Source organism: Stenotrophomonas sp. GD04145 (assembly GCF_029835135.1).
GTDB lineage: Bacteria > Pseudomonadota > Gammaproteobacteria > Xanthomonadales > Xanthomonadaceae > Stenotrophomonas > Stenotrophomonas maltophilia_P.
Genome location: NZ_JAODZG010000061.1, coordinates 1 through 19,347, shown reverse-complemented (window position 1 = coordinate 19,347; position 19,347 = coordinate 1). Strand labels below are relative to the sequence as shown.

18 protein-coding genes are annotated in these 19,347 nt (G+C 67.0%); 11 read left to right on the top strand and 7 right to left on the bottom strand.

The genetic code is table 11. The features are described from left to right. The first annotated feature begins 74 nt into the window (after positions 1–74). A complete protein-coding gene (locus tag N7367_RS18035) occupies positions 75–590 on the top strand; it encodes a hypothetical protein (protein ID WP_279942936.1) in 516 nt (171 codons plus the stop codon). Positions 591–635: 45 nt separating this feature from the next. On the opposite strand, the gene N7367_RS18030 is transcribed toward N7367_RS18035, so the two are convergent. Beyond that, positions 636–1,820 carry a PQQ-dependent sugar dehydrogenase gene (locus N7367_RS18030; RefSeq protein ID WP_164151070.1) on the bottom strand — a complete coding sequence of 395 codons (1,185 nt, stop codon included), beginning with the start codon at positions 1,818–1,820 and terminating at the stop codon, positions 636–638. A 169-nt stretch (positions 1,821–1,989) separates the two neighbouring features. On the opposite strand from N7367_RS18030, the gene yiaA reads away from it, so the two are divergent. Then, the gene (yiaA, locus tag N7367_RS18025) at positions 1,990–2,439 is read left to right on the top strand and encodes an inner membrane protein YiaA (protein WP_279942935.1); all 450 of its coding nucleotides are present in this window, start codon (positions 1,990–1,992) and stop codon (positions 2,437–2,439) included. A gap of 91 nt (positions 2,440–2,530) precedes the next feature. Here yiaA and N7367_RS18020 read toward each other — a convergent pair whose 3' ends face one another. From N7367_RS18020 to N7367_RS17995, 6 genes are all read right to left on the bottom strand, one after another. Next, positions 2,531–2,875, bottom strand: a complete 345-nt coding sequence (locus N7367_RS18020) for a hypothetical protein (RefSeq protein ID WP_053519473.1) — start codon at positions 2,873–2,875, stop codon at positions 2,531–2,533. A gap of 111 nt (positions 2,876–2,986) precedes the next feature. Next, positions 2,987–4,285, bottom strand: coding sequence for an amino acid permease (locus N7367_RS18015; RefSeq protein WP_065175432.1), 1,299 nt, complete (start codon positions 4,283–4,285; stop codon positions 2,987–2,989). Beyond that, a complete protein-coding gene (locus N7367_RS18010) occupies positions 4,282–5,058 on the bottom strand; it encodes a L,D-transpeptidase family protein (protein WP_279942934.1) in 777 nt (258 codons plus the stop codon). Before N7367_RS18010 ends, N7367_RS18015 begins: the two co-directional genes overlap by 4 nt. A 27-nt stretch (positions 5,059–5,085) precedes the next feature. After that, a complete protein-coding gene (locus N7367_RS18005; protein WP_053519647.1) occupies positions 5,086–5,931 on the bottom strand; it encodes a MurR/RpiR family transcriptional regulator in 846 nt (281 codons plus the stop codon). 73 nt (positions 5,932–6,004) lie between these two features. Beyond that, a complete protein-coding gene (locus N7367_RS18000) occupies positions 6,005–7,111 on the bottom strand; it encodes a dipeptide epimerase (RefSeq protein ID WP_279942933.1) in 1,107 nt (368 codons plus the stop codon). Continuing rightward, a complete protein-coding gene (locus N7367_RS17995) occupies positions 7,108–8,544 on the bottom strand; it encodes an SH3 domain-containing protein (RefSeq protein WP_279942932.1) in 1,437 nt (478 codons plus the stop codon). Before N7367_RS17995 ends, N7367_RS18000 begins: the two co-directional genes overlap by 4 nt. A 132-nt stretch (positions 8,545–8,676) precedes the next feature. Here N7367_RS17995 and N7367_RS17990 point away from each other — a divergent pair, with 132 nt between their 5' ends. From N7367_RS17990 to N7367_RS17950, 9 genes are all read left to right on the top strand, one after another. After that, positions 8,677–10,137 carry a transglutaminase-like domain-containing protein gene (locus N7367_RS17990; RefSeq protein ID WP_279942931.1) on the top strand — a complete coding sequence of 487 codons (1,461 nt, stop codon included), beginning with the start codon at positions 8,677–8,679 and terminating at the stop codon, positions 10,135–10,137. A gap of 51 nt (positions 10,138–10,188) precedes the next feature. Then, entirely contained in the window at positions 10,189–13,188 is a 3,000-nt protein-coding gene (locus N7367_RS17985) for a TonB-dependent receptor (protein ID WP_111186633.1), read from the top strand. Between the two features lie 57 nt (positions 13,189–13,245). Further along, positions 13,246–14,796, top strand: coding sequence for a serine hydrolase (locus N7367_RS17980; protein WP_279942930.1), 1,551 nt, complete (start codon positions 13,246–13,248; stop codon positions 14,794–14,796). Then, positions 14,729–15,442 (top strand): M15 family metallopeptidase, encoded by a 714-nt coding sequence (locus tag N7367_RS17975; RefSeq protein WP_279942929.1) that lies wholly within the window; start codon positions 14,729–14,731, stop codon positions 15,440–15,442. Before N7367_RS17980 ends, N7367_RS17975 begins: the two co-directional genes overlap by 68 nt. 71 nt (positions 15,443–15,513) lie before the next feature. Further along, positions 15,514–15,885 (top strand): hypothetical protein, encoded by a 372-nt coding sequence (locus tag N7367_RS17970; RefSeq protein WP_053519653.1) that lies wholly within the window; start codon positions 15,514–15,516, stop codon positions 15,883–15,885. 227 nt (positions 15,886–16,112) lie between these two features. Then, positions 16,113–16,520 (top strand): EF-hand domain-containing protein, encoded by a 408-nt coding sequence (locus N7367_RS17965; RefSeq protein ID WP_065175425.1) that lies wholly within the window; start codon positions 16,113–16,115, stop codon positions 16,518–16,520. Positions 16,521–16,615: 95 nt separating this feature from the next. Continuing rightward, positions 16,616–17,368, top strand: coding sequence for an HAD family hydrolase (locus N7367_RS17960; protein ID WP_053519655.1), 753 nt, complete (start codon positions 16,616–16,618; stop codon positions 17,366–17,368). 31 nt (positions 17,369–17,399) lie between these two features. Continuing rightward, positions 17,400–17,888: a hypothetical protein gene (locus tag N7367_RS17955; RefSeq protein WP_279942928.1), complete on the top strand. Its 489-nt coding sequence runs from the start codon at positions 17,400–17,402 to the stop codon at positions 17,886–17,888. 100 nt (positions 17,889–17,988) lie between these two features. Then, positions 17,989–19,347 (top strand): VOC family protein (locus tag N7367_RS17950; protein WP_111186630.1); only part of this gene is annotated, 1,359 nt, incomplete at its 3' end.

Sequence of the window (19,347 nt, the reverse complement as noted above, 5' to 3'; positions counted from 1 at the left end):
TCGTCACCCATGGCAAACACGCCGGGCCTGACCCGGCGCTACCATCGGGGTTCGTGATCCGATGGAGCCCGACCATGCGCAAGAGTGCTTTCCTTGCCCCCGCGCTGCTGCTGGCAGCCTGTGCACAGCCGGCGCCGCCGACGGCTCCGGAGGCAACGCCCGCTGCTGCACCGCCGGCCGAACCCGTGCAGGCAGCACCGGCAGCACCTGCGACACCCGCGAGCGAACAGACCGAAGATGCGCGCGCGCGCATCGAGACACTGCTCGGTGATGCGGCGCAGTACGAGAAGGTCTTCAATGCCTTCAGAACGGCGGTGGTCGGCGGTGATCGCGCGGCGGTCGTCGAGGAAATACGTTTCCCGTTGAACATCAGCGGCGGAAAGACGATCGCCGGACCGGGCGAATTCCAGCGCAGCTACGAGAAGATCATCACGCCGGCCGTGGTCAAGGCGGTGTCCGCACAGGATTTCGGCAAGGTGTTCGTCAACCAGCAGGGCGTGATGATCGGCGATGGCCAGGTGTGGTTGAGCGGCCAGTGCCTTGATGCGGCCTGCACCCGGACCGAAGTGAAGGTCATCACCATCCAGTGAGCGTGCGGGGTGACGGGCTCTGGCCCGCCACCCTGCGTTACCTGATCAGGTCTTCGGCGTGAGCTTGAGCAGGCGCGCCTTGCTGCCATCTTCAAGCAGCCACAGCGCGCCATCGGGCCCCTGTTCCACTTCACGGATGCGCTCACCCATGTTGAAGCGTTCCGCCTCGCGCGCGTTGTCGCCCTCGAAGGCCACGCGCACCAGTGATGTGGAGGACAGGCCGCCGATGAAGCCGCTGCCCTTCCACTGCGGGAACAGGGTGCCGCTGTAGATGACGAAGCCCGCAGGCGAGATGACCGGCGTCCAGGTCACCTTCGGCGCGGCGAACTCCGGGCGCGTGTCGTGGTCGGGAATCGGCCGGCCGTCGTAGTGGTCGCCGTTGGAGACCACCGGGTAGCCGTAGTTGGCGCCCCGCACGATCAGGTTCAGTTCGTCTCCGCCCGCCGGCCCCATCTCATGCGCCCACAGCTTGCCGTTGGCATCGAAGGCCATGCCCAGGATGTTGCGATGGCCGAGCGACCACACCTGTGCAGCCACGCCGCCCTGTGACGCGAACGGATTGTCCGCCGGCAGGCTGCCATCGTCGTTGAGGCGGATGATCTTGCCGAGGTTGCCGCCCATGTCCTGCGCGGGGTCGAACTTCTGCCGTTCGCTGGAGCTGATCCAGAGCTTGCCGTCCGGACCGAACACCAGGCGATGGCCGTAGTGGCCCTGCCCGCTGACCTTCGGTGTCTGTCGCCAGATCACCTTCAGATCCTTGAGCTGGCCACCGCCGTCGGCGTCCAGGGCGAGCGTGGCGCGGGCCACCGCGGCGCCGCGGGTATCCAGCGTGCCTTCCTCGGCATAGCTGAGGTAGATCACCTGGTTGCGGGCAAAGTCCGGGTGCAGGATGACGTCGCCGAAGCCGCCCTGGCCACCATAGGCGACCTTCGGTACGCCGGTGATCTCATGCTTCTGGCCGCTGGCCACGTCCAGGTGCTGCAGCTTGCCGCGCTTTTCGGTGACCAGCAGACTGCCATCGGGCAGGAAGGTCATTGCCCACGGTTGATCGAAACGGCTGACTTCCGTGGCGGTGAACGGCCGCTGGTCGGTTGCGGCCGCAGCCGCAGCCGGTGCAGCAGCGGTGGCGGCAGTACCGGCAGTAGCGGATGCAGGATCGGCGGCGTTGCAGGCAGTGGTGGCGAGAATCGGCGCCAGGCCGAGGGCAAGCAGCAGGGGCGTGCGGGTCATGGGAATCTCCAGGGCGGGGATGCGGATGGCCAAGCGTTCCCTTGTATACCACTGCGGGTGTGACCGTCGTGGCCCGAAGGTCCTGCTACCCCCTGTGCGACGTGGGGCGGATCGTCTAGGGTGGGCACGCCCGGGCAATGCATGCCCGTCTGTCTGCCAAGGATCTGCAATGCACACTGTTCCGACCCACAAGCCATCTCCCGCCTTCGTCGCCGCTTCGTGGGTGGCGCTGCTGCTTGGCGCGGTGGCTTATCTGATCGGCCTGTTCAACGCCGAAATGGCCCTGAACGAGAAGGGCTACTACCTGGCGTTGCTGCTTTATGGCCTGTTCGCGGCGGTATCGCTGCAGAAGAGCGTGCGCGACCGCGTGGAGGGCATCCCGGTCAGCGGCCTGTACTACGCGCTGTGCTGGTTCGCCCTGCTATCGGCGCTGCTGCTGTTGCTGGTGGGCCTGTGGAATGCCACGTTGCTGTTGAGCGAGAAGGGCTTCTACGCCATGGCCTTCGCACTTGCGCTGTTCGGCGCGGTCGCGGTGCAGAAGAACACCCGCGACCTGATCGCCGCCAACGGCGGCAATGCACGCGGTCAGGCCGTGCCGCCGCTGCCGGAACAGGACTGACGCCCGGATTGCGCAGAGCCGGGACCATGCCCGGCTCTGCCGCAGTGCCGAAGGACAGCCTGGCATGGCCCGGCCGCAGCGCGGGGTGCCCTCAGGTGCCGCGCGGTACGCCCCGGTCCAGGCGCTGGTCGAGGTTGACCGCTTCTTCCCAGCCGCGGCGGACGGCGTTGCGGGCCTGCGCCCACTCCAGCCGGCTCTTGCCGCGCTCGCTCGCCCAGCGGGACTCGAGTTCGGCCTCCACCTCTTCGTACGCGCGGATCATGTCCTGCGCACGGGCAGCGTGGCCGATGCGATAGGCCGGCTCGTAGTCCTCGAAGAACAGCTGGTTGTCGTAATAGGGTTCAGCGGTGTAACGCTCGCGCCAGAAGTCGGAAACGGCCTGGCGCGGTGCGCTGTCATCCGGCACGCGGCCGGGGATCTGGTACTCGGGGCTCATCGATCGGGCTCCGTGGTGGATGAGCTTCGATCATGCCGCCATGGCGGTTAACAGTCCGGTCCGCTCGCGTGAAGGGAAGGTGTCCTCCATCCGCGCCGTCGCTGCCGATCATCAGGCGCCTACGTCCTTGCGCGGCAGTTTGTAGATCACTGCGCCGATGGCGAAGGCGACCAGTGCGGCGGCGATGTTCTGCCAGCTGGCACTGGCGAACAGGGCCAGGCAGAGCAGCAGGGCCAGGACCGGAATCAGCGGCCCGCCCGGCAGCTTCAGTGCGCCCGGCCGGTCGGCGTAGCGCTTGGCCAGCACCAGCACGGCCGCCGCGGTTCCGATATAGGCGAACAGTCGCGTGGTCATCGACAGCAGCGCCAACTGCACGAACGAACCGGACAGCGCCAGGCCGAGGGCGATCAGCCCCTGGCAGAAGATCGCGGCAGCCGGTGTGCGGAAGCGCGGATGGACCTGCGCGAGGATCTTCGGCCCGTAGCCATCGCGGGCAAGCGCGAACAGGAAGCGCGGGCCCATCATCATCGTATTGCTGTTGGTGCCGAGGATGGAGATGGTCGCGCCGACGGTCAGGATCAACGCCAGTGCCTCACCGCCGAATCCGGCTGCGGCATCGGCCAGCGGTGTCGGCGACGACGCAAGCCCGGCCAGGGTGCCCTGCGCCACCACCTGTACCGCGCCGTAGATGACGGTGACGGTGATGATCATGGTGATCAACGCGAATGGAATGTCGCGACGGGGATTGCGGTACTCGCCGGCTGCCGCCGGGATGTTCTCGAAACCAGCGTAGGCATACAGCAGCAACAATGCGGCCTCACCCATGCGCTGCAGGTCGTGCGGGTCCGGGCGCTGGCCGGAGAACGCCAGCTGCGGATCGATGTAGAACGCGCCGATGGCCACGAACAGCAGCAGCGGCAGCATCTTGCCGATCACCAGCACGATGCCGGTGCGGGCCGCCGAGCGCACGCCGATGATGTTCACGCCGGTCAGGAAACCCAGCGACAGCACGATCACGGCAAGGCGACCCGTGCCGGCCCCGGCCCAGGGCCAGAAGCGCGCGACCGCATCGGCCAGCGCATTGCTGAGTGCGGCCGCCGAGCTGATACGGGTCAGCCAGATCATCCAGCCGATCTCGAAGCCGGCGAAGCGGCCAAAGGCTTCGCGGGCATATAGATAGCTGCCGCCGGGTTCATCGAAGTAGCTGGCGGCCTGCGCGTAGCACAGCACCAGCAGGGCCACCACGATGCCGGCGGCGACCACGCCCCACAGGCTGAAGGGGCCCAGCAGGGCGACGGTGGCCGCCGGCAGCAGATAGATGCCGCTGCCGATCACGTCGTTGATCGACAGGCCGACGATCTGCCAGCGGCTGACCGCGCGCTGCAGCTGCGGTTCGTCCGGGGCGCTCAACGCAACGCTCCGGTCAGGGCCGGCAGCTGCCACGGCCCCTGCAGGTTGTCGTACTCCGTCTTGGGCAGCAGGACGAAGACCGCGCGCGTGTCCGGCTTCAGCCAGGCCAGCAGGGCCGTCATGTGGCGCGGCTCCATTGCCGTACAGCCGGCCGTGGCCTCGCCCGGTTTGCGCCAGAGGTGGGCGAAGATGCAACTGCCCTTGCCCGGCCTGCGGCTGCTGTTGTGCTCGATCACGAAGCCCTCGCGGTAGCGAACATCGCCCTTGTTGTGCAGGTCCAGCCGCATCGGTTCGGTGGAGCCTTCCACTGCGGCGGTACCTACGTCCGCCGCATCGACGATGCGGTTGTAGTAGCGCGAGGCGGGTACATCCATGCAGTAGTGGCTGGCCGTCATCGGCAGATACGGCATCGCGCTGGCGATCGTCGGCGCGTAGCCGAACGCGGGGCCGATATCGAAGACGCCGGCCGGACTGCGCCCGTCGCCTTCCGTCTTCTGCGGCCCCTGGTTGTGCAGCGACGCACGGCCCACGCCCCACGCGCTGCCCTCACGCCCCACGGCCACGGTGAAGGCCGGGCCGTGCGGGCGCCACGTGTCGTCGCTGCTCCTGCGCTCATAGGCCTGCAGCCGGCCCTGGGTGGCATCCCAGCTGTCGGTGACCACCACGATGGCCTGCAGACTGCGCGCCATCGGCGGCAGCAGGGTGAGCGCGCCAGCGGGCAGCGCGGTGGCCAGAGCGGTGACAGCGAGGGCGGTACGCAGCAGCGGCAGCATCGTGGACTCCAGTGAACCAGGGGTCGATCAGGCGTCGATCAGGTGTTCGATCCGTTCCAGGTTCACCCCGAGCTGGCGGTGGCGGTCCGGGTTGGCATGGCACAAAAGCACGAAGACGAAGTCGAGCAGGGACTGCAGTGAAGCACGGTACAGCAGCTGCGCCACGTGCGGTGCGGGGTCATGGGCGCAGACCACCAGTGACTGGTCGGCATGTGCGCGCAGTGGGTTGGCGGTGTGGCGGGTGATCGACACCACCTTCCCGCCCACGTCCTGGAACTGCCGCGACAGCTGGAACAGCTGAGGCAGCTTGCCGAACTCGGAGAACACCAGCATGGCATCACCGGCCCGCGCCGCTGACAGGTTGGCCATCATCAGGATCGGATCGGCATGGTGCACGGTCAGCATGCCCAGCAGCGACAGGCGCATGGCGAACTCGCGCGCGTACAGGCCGTCATCGCCAAGGCCGTACACGAACACTTTGGGCGCCCTGTCGAGCAGTCGTACGATGGCCTCCACATCAGCCTGCGCATTGGCCAGGCTGGTCTCTTCCTCGGCGGCTGCCCGGCTCAGGCGCAGGCGCCCGGCGATGTCGGCGTAGTCACCGGCGCTCGGTGACGGCGGGCGTGCCTGCGGATCGTGGCCGGCGCGCGCCACGTCCTGGCCGATCGAGTACTTCAGGTCCGGGTAACCCTTGAAGCCCAGCTTCTGGCTGAACTTCACCACGCTGGACTGGCTGATGCCCAGCGCGCTGGCCAGCTGCTGCGACGAGTAGTCGCGCAGCAGGTGCGCGTTGTCGAGGATGAAGTCGGCGATGCGGCGTTCGATGGCCGACATCTGCCCGCGCTCGGAGCGGATTTTCACCAGGGGTGGCATGGGGCTCAGCGTGGGTCCGGTTGCAGGAAGGGTAAGCGGGATCAACGGTCGGCGGTAGCGCCCGCGCAGCGGCCTACCAGCGCGGCGGCGTCATCATCTCCAGCCCGCGCACCTCGGTGATTCCCAGCCCCGGCGCATCGCTGATGGTGATCTCCGACTCGTTGAAGTTGACCCCGCCGCTGACCGGGTCGAACTGGCCCAGCGAAGGGCCGTCCAGGTCGACCTTGGTGATCACATCACTCCTGGCCACGGCCAGGTGCACGGCCGCGGCCACGCTGATGCTCGATTCGATCATGCAGCCGATCATGCACGGCACGCCGTAGATGCCGGCGATGTCGGCGATGCGGATGGCATTGGACAGGCCACCGGTCTTCATCAGCTTGATGTTGATGATGTCCGCCGCGCGCTGCTGGATCAGGTCCATCACCTGGCTGGGACTGAACACGCTCTCATCGGCCATGACGGGCGTGTTGACCCGGTCGGTCACGTACTTCAGGCCACTGATGTCGGCGGCCTTCACCGGCTGCTCCAGCAGCTCCAGCACCACCCCGGCATCCTCCAGCGTGCGCATCGCGTGCACCGCCTGCTTGGCGGTCCAGCCCTGGTTGGCGTCCAGGCGCAGCAGGGCGCGGCCTTCAACCGCCGCGTGGATCGCCTTGACCCGCTCGATGTCCAGGCCGATGTCCTTGCCGACCTTGATCTTCAGCGACTCGAAGCCACGCTCGATCGCCGACAGCGAATCGGCCACCATCTTGTCGATGTAGTCCACGCTGATGGTGATGTCGGTGGTGATGACCGGGTCGCCGCCGCCGAGCATCTGGTACAGCGGCGCACCATGCAGCTGCGCCCACAGGTCGTACAGGGCGATCTCCACTGCGGCCTTGGCGCTGGTATTGCGCTCCATCGACGTCTGCACCAGCCCGCACAGGCGGTTGAGGTTGGCAACGTCCTGCCCGATCAGGCGTGGAGCGATGAAGTGGCGGATCGCTTCGATGATCGAGCCATGCGTATCACCGGTGATCACCGCGGTGGCCGGCGCCTCGCCGTACCCGGTGTGGCCGCTGTCGGTGCGGACCAGCACCACCACGTCCTCCACGGTTTCCACGGTGCGCAGGGCGGTCTTGAAGGGGGTCTTCAGCGGCACGCGCAGCATGCCCAGTTCAATGGCGGTGATCTTCATTCAGGGGTCTTGGCCCGCAGGCGCTGGATGTTGGTGATGCGGTCGATGTAGCGGACCGTGTCGCTGGCCATCATCGGCTCCAGCGGCGTGACCGAAACACCATTGAGATGGGCCTGCACACGCGTGCCGTCGGCGCCGAACCAGCTGCCGCCGGCCGTATCGTGGATGACCCAGGTGCGGCCGTCGACGTGGCCGATGGCCATCATCACATGGCCGGGGATGTAGACCAGATCACCGACCTGCAGGCCGGTGACGGCACGTTCGCGCGCGGCCTTGCCATCCCTGCTAGTGAACGGCAGGCGATCCAGTGCCGGGCTGATCGCCTGGGCGCTGGTATTGCGCGGCAGCAGCACGCCGAAGCTGCGGTAGATTTCCGAAACGAAGCCGCTGCAGTCGCGGGTATCGTAGTCATGGCCCCAGCCATAGCGCTCACCCAGGAACTTGAACGCCTGCTGCAACAGCCGTCGAGGGGTCAGCGGCAGGTAATCGGCGGCCGTGTCCTGCGAGCGCGGCAGCAGTGCCGGAACCAGCTTCAGTCGTCCATCGGCCTCGCGCACGGGCAGCTGCACCACCCATGAGGCGTGGGCCTGCTGGCCGTTGACCGGCGTGGCCGCAGGCCAGTCGGCCAGCACCGGCAGGCGCACGCCCATGTCCAGCTGCAGGCGCGAGACGCGCGGCTCTTCCGGCGTGTAGACGGTGTGCGCGGTGGCGCCGGTGACGATGCGGTACGGGCCGGCGCTGCCATAGCCGAGCACGCTGGTCTTGTCGCCGGTGGCCACGGCGTCCGTTTCGATCCATGCACTGTAACGCTCGCTGTGCACGAACAACCAGCGGCCATCGGTGCTGCGATGGACCACGGCGACCTTGTCACCGGGGAACAGCGCCGATTCCTGGAAGCGATCGATATCGGTATCGCCCACCGTGCTGAAGACCCGCTCGCGGGTCGGGAAGGTGCGCAGTGCGGCACGCTTCACCACCAGCCCGTAGTCGGGCGCCACCTGTGCGGGAATCGCATCCAGGTCGAGGTTGGCTTCGATGGCCTTGCGCACTGCCGGTGCGATCGCCTGCCCCTTGGCGTTGTAGAGCGTACGCGTGGGCCAGCTCGACAGCGCCGTGATGCTGCTGCGTACCTGTGCCGCATCCAGCTGGGCGGGCAGGGCGGCGATGTCCTGGATATGGACATCCTCTGCGCGCATCCGTGCGTTCTGCGCCTGGATCTGTGCGCGGTCGAGGATCGGCGCATCGGCATCGTCCAGCCGGGCGGCCCAGTAGTCCGGGGTCAGGTAAGCCTCGTGCAGACCGATCACATACGGCAGCGGCGCGCCCGGATCGGGCGCGGCAGCCTGCACGAAGGCCGGTGCGGCGAACAGGCACAGGGCCAGGGTCAACCGGCGCGGCCACTGCCGGCGCGGTTCGCGGGAAGCCAGGATCATGCGCAGCACACCCTCCTCGAATGCCTTAAGGAATATTTATTCCTTTCGCTCGCGAAAGCAAGAATAAATTATTGACCGGTCCTCCGGCCCGTGTTACACAGCCGTTACCACCCGCGCTTGGGAAGTGTCGCTGTGGATCCTGCCGTTCGCAAACCGCGTCTGCCTGCCGCCGCCGGCCTGTGTGCCGCGCTGCTGCTGTGGGCGTCGGCCACGCACGCGGCAGACGCGCGCGACAGCCGGCAGCTGCAGGTGATCGACCTGATCGACAGCGGGCGCTTCAGCGACGCCCAGGCGCTGCTGGCGACCGGGCGCGATGCTGCCGAAGACGCATTCCAGCGCGAGCGCATGCGCCGCATCCGCCTGGATTTTTCCCTGGACGAAGCGGCGGCCAAAGCGGCGGTGCGTCGCTGGATTCCGGATCTGACCGACGAGGAGTTCGCGCGCTGGGACCAGCTGGGGCTGATCGAGCACCTCGATATCGATGGCAGGCGCGCGTACTTCAAACGCGCGCCCTCAAACCTGTTCCTGCTCAGCGATGAAGCGCGTGCACGCCGCCGCGCCGATGCACCGATGCCGTCTCCGGGCCCGAATGAAGTGCTCAACGCGCACCACGCACGTGTCGTTGCTGCTGCCGGTCAAAGCGGCCAGGGCTCGGTGCTGCCGCAGCGCATCGCGTTCACGCAGTCGCTCACGGTCAAGGCCGATGCGGTCCCGGCGGGCGAAACCGTTCGCGCCTGGATTCCCTATCCGCGCGAGATTCCGGGCCAGCAGGAGCGCGTGCAATGGCTTGGCAGTACACCGGACAAAGCACGCGTGGCACCCGCCGGTACCCTGCAGCGCACCGCCTATCTGGAAGCGAAGGCCGTCGCCGGGCAGCCCACGCGCTTCGAGATCCGTTATGCGGTCACCCTGTTCGCCCGCCACACGGCAATCGATCCGGCCCGGGTGCAGCCGACACCGGCCGACGCCGCGCTGCAGCCTTACCTGAGCGAACACTTGCCGCATGTGCGTTTCACGCCGGCATTGAAACTGTTTTCCGACCAGGTGCTGCAGGGCGAAACACGCCCCTACGAGATCGTGCGCAGGCTGTTCGCGGCGGTCGATCGCATCCCATGGGCCGGCGCACGCGAGTATTCCACCCTCAGCAACATCAGCGACTACGCGCTGCGTGCCGGCCATGCCGACTGCGGCCAGCAGACGCTGCTGCTGATCGCGCTGCTGCGCATGAACGGCATTCCCGCGCGCTGGCAGTCGGGCATGGTGTTCTCCGACGATGGCAGCGGCTACAACAACCTGCATGACTGGGGACAGGTCTATCTGGCGCCGTATGGCTGGCTGCCGATGGATGTGACCACCGGTGCACTGGCCAGCGATGTACCTGCGCTGCGCGATTTCTACCTGGGTGGCCTCGACGGCTACCGCATCGCCTTCAACGACGATTTCGGCCAGCCGTTCGTGCCGGCCAAACAGCATTTCCGCTCGGAAACGGTCGACTCGCAGCGCGGCGAGGCCGAGTGGGCAGGCGGCAACCTGTACTTCGACCAATGGAGCTACGACTTCCAGTGGCAGGTACTGCCCGCCGGGCAACGCTAGCGCGACACACCACCATCGGCACCATTCAATTCTTGCAGGAGAGAGCAGGGGATGAAGGCATACAACATCAAGCGGGCGGCGCTGTGCGTCGCCCTGGGTACCTGTCTGGGCGTGATCGCGCCCGGCGCCTTCGCGCAGGATGGCTCCGTCGCCGGCCGGCTGGTCAGCGATGCCGGCCAGGTTCCCGCCGGCGCCACGGTCACGGTGCGCAATCCGGCCACCGGCTTCGTCCGCTCGGTACAGGCCGATGCCAACGGTAGCTATCGCATTCCGCTGCTGCCGGTGGGCACCTATGAGATGGAGGTGAGCCTGCCCGGCGGCGGTGCCAGCCGCGTCGGCCAGGTCACCGTCGGCCTGGGCAGCGCAACCACCGTCAATGTGCCGCTGGGTGCGGTCAGTACCCTGGGAACGGTGGAGGTGCGCGCGCCGCAGGTGGTATCGATGGTGGATGTGAAGTCCACCGAATCGGCCACCAACATCACCCGCGAGGAGCTGTCGCGCCTGCCGGTGGACCGTGACATCACCGCCGTCGCGCTGCTGGCGCCGGGCGCAGTGAAGGGCAAGGGCTCGCTGGGCGGACAGGGCATTTCGTTCGGCGGCTCGTCAGTGGCCGAGAACACCGTGTACATCAATGGACTGAACGTCACCGACTTCTACAACCGGGTGGGCTTCTCGTCAGTACCGTTCTCCTTCTACCAGGAGTTCCAGGTCAAGACCGGAGGCTATTCGGTGGAGTTCGGGCGCAGCACCGGTGGCGTCATCAACGCCGTCACCCGCTCGGGCAGCAACGACTTCAAGGCCGGTGCCGAGCTGGTGTTCGAACCCCGCGCGTGGCAGTCGCAGGCCCGCGACCGCTATGACGGCCAAGGCAGCCGTTACATCACCGCCAGCCGCGACGACTACAGCCGCAGTGCGCTCAACGTGTTCGCCTCCGGTGCCCTGGTCCAGGACCGGCTGTTCTTCTTCGGCATGTACGAGGCCCGTGACTACCGGCCAACCTCGACCAACGATGCCGGTACACGCCTGAGCCAGGGCAAGGCCGATGACCCGTTCTGGGGCGGCAAGATCGACTGGCAGATCACCGACAACCAGATGCTGTCGCTGTTCGGCTTCTCGGACAAGAGCAAGACGCTTACCGATGTCTACAACTACGACTATGCCAGTGGCCAGACGGTAGGCGAGCGCAGCAACCAGATCTACAACACCGTGGGCGGCAGGAACTGGTCGGGCACCTACAGCTGGCAGGTCAACAACGACCTGACCATGAAGCTGATGTATGGCGAGAACAAGCGCAACCGCGCGCAGAGCTCGTTGATGGACGAAAACTGCAACCGCGTGTTCGACAACCGTACCGCCAGCCAGGGCGTGCCCTCGCAGCTGCAGGGCGACCGCAGCTGCACCAGCAGCTCGCTGCTGGAATCGGCACTGGATACGCGCAAGGCCGCACGCGCCGACTTCGAGTGGACCCTGGGCGACCATCTGCTGCGCTTCGGCCTGGACCGCGAAGAGAACACCTCCGACTACAGCCGCGCCTATCCCGGTCCGGGTGGTTTCCGCTACGACATCTACTACCGCACGCCGGGCAGCTCTCTCAATGGGGGCATCGTGCCGGCCAGTGGCCTGGTCGCGCGCACCCGCCGGTATGAAGTGGATGGCTCGTTTGAAACCATCAACTCGGCGTATTACCTGGAAGACAACTGGCAGGTCACCCCGAACCTGCTGCTGAACATGGGCCTGCGCCTGGAAGCCTTCGACAACAAGGGCGGCGACGGCAGCAGCTACATCAAGATCGACGACATGCTGGCCCCGCGCCTGGGCTTCGCGTGGGACGTGCGCGGTGATGGCACCACCAAGGTGTTCGGCAACCTTGGCCGCTACTTCCTGCCGGTGGCCAACGTCATCAACATCAAGCAGGCCGGTGGCTTCCTGGACGAACGCACCTGGTACGAATTCCTCGGCTATAGCGGTGCCGCCAACAACGTGCCGAACCTGGGGGCGCAGATCGGGCCGGTCGACAATTCGCAGGGTGATGGCAGCGTGCCGGACCTGCGTGCCGAAGTGAACCGGGACATGGACCCGGTCTACCAGGACGAGGCGATCCTCGGCTTCCAGCAAATGATCAACGAAGCCTGGTCGGTCGGTGCCAGCGTGACCTATCGGCGCCTGCACAACGCGATCGATGACATGAACATCACCGCCACCGGCCAGTGCGGTGCCATCGACAGCGTCTGGATCATGGGCAATCCCGGGCGCAGCAATACCGTCTGGGGCGATACCAACTGCGACGGCAGCAACGATGGCTGGATCAGCATCGATACGTCGAAGGAAGGCTGGGCGCTGTATGACGATGACGGCAACTATGTTGGCCAGCGCGGCTGGGTGAAGCCCAAGCGCGACTACAAGGCGCTGGAGCTGCAGGTCGATCGCGCCTGGGATGGCAAGTGGGGCTTCAATGCGTCCTACACGCTGGCCTACGGCCGTGGCAACGCCGAAGGCCCGGTCAACTCCGATACCGACTTCGCCGATGCCGGTCGTACCGAGAATTTCGACAACCCCTGGGTGAACTACGGCGGCTATGGCTACCTGGCCAATGACCGACGGCATCAGTTCAAGTTCCGTGGCAGCTATGCGTTGACCGAGAACCTGAGCGTGGCGGCGACGCTGGGCGTGCAGTCGGGCAGCCCGATCACCCGCTTCGGCGCCGGCAATCCGTTCGACGACACCGACTTCCACAGCTATTACGTGTGCGTCTCCAACTGCCAGGCGAGCGTGCCGTCCGAGCGCGTGTTCGTGCATTCCCCGCGCGGTGGCGATGGCCGCACGCCGTGGACCTACGACCTCGACGTCAGCGTGTCGTACAAGGTGCCGATCCCCACCGACCTGCGCCTGAAGCTGGCGGTGTACAACGTACTGAACCAGCAGCGCGTGGTGACGGTGGACCAGGACTACGAACCGCAGGACAGCATCGGTACGCCGAACCCGCTGTATCGTTATGGCACCGGCTTCCAGTCGCCGCGCTATGCGCAGCTGACGGTAACCTGGAGCTACTGACGCTGTGCCCGCGCCGCTCGAAAGGGGGCGCGGGCAATGACACAAGGGAGCGGGCCTGTGCTTCAGCTGATCGTCCTTGCTGCACTTGCCACCTCGCCTGCTGCGCCGGCGGAGCCCGCGCGCTTTGATGCCGATATCGCCACCGTTGTCGCACGCGAGCACCTGCCTGGGATGGCGGTGGCGGTGGTGGACCGGGGACAGGTGGTGTACCGCCATGCCGAGGGCATGCGTGGCGATGGCGGTCGCATTGATGAGGACACGCTGTTCAAGATCGCCTCCAACAGCAAGGCGATGACCGCCGCGCTGCTGGCACGGCTGGTGCAGCAGGGCCGGCTGCGCTGGGATGACCCCGTGCAGCGGCATCTGCCCGGCTTCCGCATGCACGACGCCTGGGTGGGGCAGCAGATGCAGGTGCGTGATCTGCTGATCCACAACAGCGGCCTGGGGCTGGGCGCTGGCGACCTGATGCTGTGGCCTGAACCCAATACGTTCACCCGCGCCGACATCATCGCCGGGCTTGCGCATCTGAAGCCCGTCACCAGCTTCCGCAGCGGCTATGCCTACGACAACCTGATGTACGTGGTCGCCGGTGAAGTGGCTGCTGCCGCAGGGGGCAAGCCCTTTGACCAGCTGATGCGCGAGCAGGTGTTTGAGCCGCTGGGCATGGCCCGTTGCCAGGTCGGCCGCTGGTCGGTGCGCGATGTCGGCAACGTCGCCCAGCCGCATGCGCGGCGCGACGGCCGCACGACGGTGGTCAACGCCGATGGTGAGATCAGCGCCGATCTGCCATCGATGGCGGCCGGTGGCATCCGCTGCTCGCTGCGCGACATGACGCGCTGGATGCAGGTGCTGCTGGATCCCGACCTGGTGCCGGACTGGCTGGACACGCCACAGCGGCGGGCACTGTGGACGCTGCACATGCCGATGCCGCTGGGTGACTTGCAGCGGCGCTGGGACAACGCACACGTGCATGGGTATGGCTACGGCTGGCGCCTGTCGGACATCGATGGCCACTGGAAGGTGGCGCATACCGGCACTCTGTCCGGCATGTATTCGTCGCTGGCCCTGCTGCCCGACCGTGGCATCGGCGTGGTGATGCTGATCAATGGCGAGGGCGAGCAGGCACGTACGGCGCTGATGCAGTCGATGCTGAAGGCGTACACCGCGCCGCAGGACCGCAGGCGTGCCGCCGACTACCTCGATGAACTGGAGCGCGCGCAGGCGTCCAAGCGTGCGCAGGGGCATGTGGCGCCTTCGACGGCAGGTGCGCGCGCCGTATCCGGCACGGCCTTGCCGCAGTGGCAGGGCCGCTATGCGGATCCGTGGCTGGGAACCGCCTGGCTGTGCCCAGGCCCCGACGGCCTGCGGTTCCGCGTGGAGAAATCGCCTCGCCTGCAGGCCCGGGTGATGCAGCTGCAGCAGCGTTGGCTCCTGCGTTGGGATACGCTGGGTGAGGACGCGCAGGCGTGGCTGCAGCCCGGCGATGGCCCGGTGCCGTCCCTGCAACTGCGCGCGATCGACCCGGACATCGACTTCAGCTATGACTTCCAGGATCTGCATTTCACTCGCACTGGCGATTGCACTGGCGAGCCCCGCGCACGCCAGTGAGGCGCCGCGCATATCGTCGGCCACCGATGCGTCGCAGGCCGGGCTGGTGGAGATCCGCACGGTGTCGCCGGGAATCGAGCTGGACATCCGCTATGCCGGCGCCGGCAACTTCACGGGCGCACGCGTGCCTGGCTATGAAGCGCCGGCCTGTTATCTGCTGGCGCCGGTCGCGACCGCACTGGCACGGGTCGAAGCGGATCTGCGCGCGCAGGGCTTCGCTCTGCGCATCTACGACTGCTATCGCCCGGTGCGCGCGGTGCAGGCGTTCGTGGCCTGGGCACATGACCCCGCGGAGCAGTCACGCAAGTCACTGCAGTATCCGGATCTGGAAAAGCCGCAGCTGTTGAGCGAAGGCTACATCGCCGAGCGCTCGGGCCACAGTCGCGGCGCCACCGTGGACGTCGGCCTGCTGGCGTGCCGGCGCGACACGTGCACGCCGCTGGACATGGGCACCGATTTCGATTTCTTCGGTCCGCGGGCACACACCGCGGCCGAGGGACTCAATGACGCACAGCGGGCCCACCGTGCCCGTCTGCTGCAGGCGATGGCCCGGCATGGCTTCAGCAACTATGCGCAGGAGTGGTGGCACTACACGCTGCAGCCCGAGCCGGACCCGATGACCGCCTACGACGTGCCCGTTCGATAGCAGCACCGGCGGGTCCGCGCCGCCGAGACCCTCCGTCGTACACTGGCCGCCTTTCCCCTCCTGCGCACCCGATGAATCTTCCCCTGCATTTCGGCCTGCTCGGTACCCTGGAAGCTGGCGCCATCGCATTGCTGGTTGGCCTGCTGGTGTACCTGCTCTGGCATCGGCTGTGCCGCCTGCTGCACTGGACGGTAGGCCATGCCATCGGCTGGTCGTGCGTCATCGCCGTGGTGATCTCGGCCGGCATCGATGCATGGAAGCTCTTCTACATGGGAATCGTGCGGCTGGAGTCGCCGCTGTATGCGCGGTTGTTCCTGGCCACCATCCACGATCCGAACGAACTCGGCAGCCGCGTGGTGCTGGAGATCGCCGGAGCGCTCGCCGGTGTGGCGCTGGGATGGGTGTTGTTCAGTTCGCGGTCATCGTCCCAGAACGTCGACTGACGCAGGTTTTTCGTTGCCTGCGGGTTAAATCCAAGGGCGTTGAATGTTCGCCTTATGGGCCGATCACTCCACCCTAACCACCGCGCTAATGCATGCACGCCGGGCAGTGGTTAACCGCGCGTGTGGATGCCGGTCGCGGCGCAAAATCGATTCAGAAACGGGGTGGCAGGGTAGGTGCCGTGCGGAAACAACAGGCCGCGCAACACCACCCCAAGGAGACATCCCTGATGACCATTCGCAACCGCAAGCCCCTGATCGCCCTGATTGTCGCCGCCGGCAGCGTACTGGCCATTCCGGCCATGGCACAGACCGCGCAGCAGCAGGCCGCACAGGCGCAGAATGATGCAGCGCAGGCCCAGCAGGCCGCCGCGCAGGCAGGCCAGGCCGCGAACCAGGCCACTGACGCAGCGGCGGCCGCATCGGCGCAGGCCAGCGGCGGCGGCCAGACCTGGGCCAGCATCGATACCGACGGCAACGGCACCATCAGCAAGTCCGAGGCACAGGTCAACGCCGGCCTTGCCCAGGTGTTCGACCAGGCCGATGCCAACAAGGACGGCGAGCTGAGCGCCGATGAGTACAAGGCCTATGTGGCCGCCCAGCAGGCCGGTGCCGGCGGCGCCGCACAGGGCCGCTGATCCACCGTTGATTCGGGACAACCGGTGCATGGGTACCCGGGCGGCGCCAGCCGCCCGGGTTTTTTTCGCCCTCGCCGCGCCTGTATCCTTGTCCGATGAACACCTCCACGCCTGCGCCCGCGCGCGCCATCGGCCTGGTCGGTTTTGACGGTGACGACACGCTGTGGAAGAGCGAGGACTACTACCGCAAGGCCGAGCAGGACTACCTTGACCTGCTGTCGCGCTACATCGACGTGCACGACACCCAGACCGCCCGTCACCTGCTGGAAGTGCAGCAGCGCAACCTGGGCGTGTTCGGTTACGGCGTGAAAGGCATGGCGCTGTCGATGATCGAGGCGGCCATCGACATCACCGGCCAGCGCATCGAGGCCAGGGACATCCAGCGCATCCTCGACATCGGCCACGACACCCTGCGCCATCCGGTCGAGCTGATCGACGGTGTGCGTGAATCGGTGGCGGCCATCGCCGAGCACTATCCGGTGGTGCTGATCACCAAGGGCGACCTGTTCCACCAGGAAGCGAAGATCAACGTCGCCCGGCTGCATGAACTGTTCCCGCGCATCGAGATCGTCTCGGAGAAGGACCCGGCAACCTATGCCCGCGTGCTGGCCGAGTTCGACCTGCCGATCGAGCGCTTCGTGATGGTCGGCAATTCGCTGCGCTCGGACATCGAGCCGGTGGTCACGCTCGGGGGCTGGGGCATCCATACGCCCTATGCGGTCACCTGGGCGCACGAGACCCAGCATGGCGTGGCCGACGACGAGCCGCGCATGGTCAGCGCCGATACCGCCTGGGACTGGCCGGCCGCACTGGCCGCGATCGAAGCCAAGGCCAGCGTCGCGGCCTGACAGGGCGCGACGGCTGCGGCAGAATCGGGGCATGAATGCTCGCCTGCTCACGCTGCTGATGCTCCTGCTGCTGGCGCCGGCCACCGTGCTGGCACAGCAGACGGCCGAACGCTCGGCGGCCTATGAGGTGGACACCGGCGACCGCTGGATCGACGCCCAGCTGCGCGACATCAACCACTACGCCGAGCGCTACCCCGATGCCTTCCTCGACGAGGTCTCGCGCTATGCCGATGTGCCGCGTGGCTATGTCAGCGCGCTGTTCAGCACCCACGGCTGGCAGGCGGGTGACCTGTACTTCGCCTGCTTCTGGGCCAAGGCCAGCGGCCAGACCTGCCGCGACAGCGTGCGTGCCTTCAGCCGTGACCCGGCCGGCGGCTGGCAGGCCGTGGTGAAGCGGATGCCCAGGGCACCGGACAACCTGCACTACCGCGCCGTGCGCCACGCCATCGTGGCCAGCTATGAGCATTGGGACCGGCCGATCACCCTGGATGCCACCCTGAAGCGCCAGCTCAACCGGTAGCGCCGGTCCGCTCCATGCTGCTCTGCATATCGCCGCCGGCCCCGCGCTCCGGCGACAATACGGGTCCGAGCTGTTCCCCGTTCCCGTAATCGAGTGACTGATGAGCGCCTCTTTCGTTTCGCCTGATGTGATCCGCCGCCTGTTCGCCCAGGCCATGTCCCGCATGTACCGCACCGAAGTGCCGCTGTACGGCACGCTGGTGGAACTGGTGGAGCGGATCAACGCGCAGGTGCTGGCGCAGGACCCTGCATTGGCTGCGCAGCTGCAGCGCAACGATGAGCGCGGCCGGCTGGACGAGGAGCGGCACGGCGCGATCCGCGTCGGCACCGTGCAGGAGCTGGCCACCCTGCGCCGCCTGTTCGCGGTGATGGGCATGTTTCCGGTCGGCTACTACGACCTGTCGGTGGCCGGTGTGCCGGTGCATTCCACCGCGTTTCGCCCGCTCACCGGTGCGGCGCTGGCGCAGAATCCGTTCCGCGTGTTCACCTCGCTGCTGCGCCTGGAACTGATCGAGGACGAGGCCCTGCGTGCGCAGTCGGCACAGATCCTGGCCCGCCGCCGCATCTTCACCGATGCCGCCCTGGCCCTGATCGACCAGGCCGAGCGCGATGGCGGGCTGTCGCAGCACGACGCCGAGCGCTTCGTGGCGGAGGCGCTGGAGACCTTCCGCTGGCACGGTGACGCCACCGTCGACCTGCCGACCTACCATGCGCTGCACCAGGCACACCGGCTGGTGGCCGACGTGGTCAGCTTCCGTGGCCCGCACATCAACCACCTGACCCCGCGCACGCTGGACATCGATGCCGCGCAGGCAGCGATGATCGAGCAGGGGATGGCCGCCAAGGCGGTCATCGAAGGTCCGCCGCGCCGCGCCTGTCCGATCCTGCTGCGGCAGACCAGTTTCAAAGCGCTGGAAGAAGCCGTGCATTTCCCCGATGAGCAGGGCGGTGATGCCGGCACCCACACCGCGCGGTTCGGCGAGATCGAGCAGCGTGGCCTGGCCCTGACGCCGAAGGGGCGCGCGCTGTACGACCAGCTGCTGGCGCAGGCGCGCAACAGCGAAGGTGCCGGCAGTACCGGTGGCGACTATGGCCAGCGCCTGCAGGCAGCGTTCGCAGCGTTCCCGGACGACCATGACACCCTGCGCCGTGAGGGTCTGGGCTACTTCCGCTACCAGCTGACCGAGGCCGGCCGCGCCGCGCCTGGCGGGATCGGTGACCTGCCGGCGGAAGCCCTGATCGCGGCGGGGCTGGTGGTGGCCGACCCGATCGTCTACGAGGATTTCCTGCCGGTCAGCGCCGCAGGCATCTTCCAGTCGAACCTGGGTGGCGAAGAGCAGCGCGCCTATGCCGCACATGCCAACCGCGAAGCGTTCGAGCAGGCGTTGGGCGTGCCGGTGAACGATGAGTTCGACATCTACGAGCGCCTGCAGGCCGAATCACTGGCGAGCCTGCGCGGT